Genomic DNA, 1,225 nt, shown 5'->3' with positions numbered 1-1,225 from the left:
TAAAAAGGCATCTCAAAATGAAATGCCTGAATATTTATCCTTTATAATTATAATACCTCGCTCCTTTCAGCACAGGATTTTCCAGCTCCACAGACTCTAAACCAAATCCTTTATAATCAGGATTGATGGAATGTTCTAATTGTTTTCTATGGAGTTTTTCATAAGTATCAAAATCGATCGCTAAACGGTTTTTCAGGTTTTCAAATAAATTCCATTTTTCAACTACTTTTTTCCAGTTTTCAGAAACTTTTCCTGCAAAAACTTTTGATTTTGAACCGCTTCCGTAGCCTAAAAATCCGATTTCTTCACCAATCAATTCTTCATTGTCATTAAAAGAAGTCTGCAATGCAGAAAGCAGAGCCATAAAAATGGAAGCAGTGTACATATTTCCTATTTCAGAAGATGCACGCTGCGTTTTTTCAATTTTACTGTTGATGAATTGAATGTAATTTTCAGATTTTGCAACTGCTTTTTGTTCTTCGGCATTTGAATATGGAAGTCTATTTTCTAAACTGTAAATCTCGGTAAAAACCCTTTTCCCATGAAATGCATACGGAAGATGAAAAATCAGATATTTCCAGTTTTCTGAAGGTTTTGTTTTGCCAGAAACTTCCTGATAATGCTGATAAGCTTCCCTGATTCTGTCCTGATAACACTGATTGGAATATTGCCCGTCAAAAACAGGTTCGTCAGTAAAGATTTCTATTTTGTCAGGAAAAGATTCCGGAGCGTTTTGCAGATCTTCTTTTTTAAAATGGCGTCTCGGTTTGAAAAAATCAAAAACAGACTCAGTAGCCACTCCCCAATTATTTTCAATCTCAATTAAATCAGGTTTGGCTGAAACCAATAATGCAACTGCGCCTCCACCCTGAGTATATTCACCGGAAGAAGCCAGCTCGTATTTCGCATAGTCGCTTGCAATAACGACCGCTTTTTTATCAGGATTTACCCTAACAAAATCCAACGAATTGTGAAGAGCATCTACTCCGCCGATACAAGCAAAAGTCATATCTACCACATCACAGTTTTTGAAACATCTCTCACCAAACTCTGGTTCTAAAGCTTTGTCTACCATCTGCATTGCATAAGAAGCTGTCGGTTTTGCGGCATCGATTGCGCTTTCTGTTCCTAAGTAAATACGGGAAATTTCTTTCGGATTGATTTGATAATCTGTGATTAATTTTAACAATGCTTCTGCAGCAAATGTAGCAGCATCTTCATGCAC

Annotated in this window: 1 protein-coding gene; it reads right to left on the bottom strand. The window is 36.5% G+C overall.

What is annotated here, in order from left to right; genetic code table 11:
- Positions 1 to 34: 34 nt before the first annotated feature.
- On the bottom strand, positions 35 to 1,225 hold a 1,191-nt coding region (locus tag AB4Y90_RS17955; protein WP_441558923.1), incomplete at its 5' end, for a hydroxymethylglutaryl-CoA synthase family protein.

Origin of the sequence: Chryseobacterium sp. 2TAF14 (assembly GCF_052115105.1) — a bacterium.
Taxonomy (GTDB): Bacteria; Bacteroidota; Bacteroidia; order Flavobacteriales; family Weeksellaceae; genus Chryseobacterium.
Note: the sequence above shows the minus strand (reverse complement) of the source record. Positions and strands in the feature narration are given on the sequence as shown.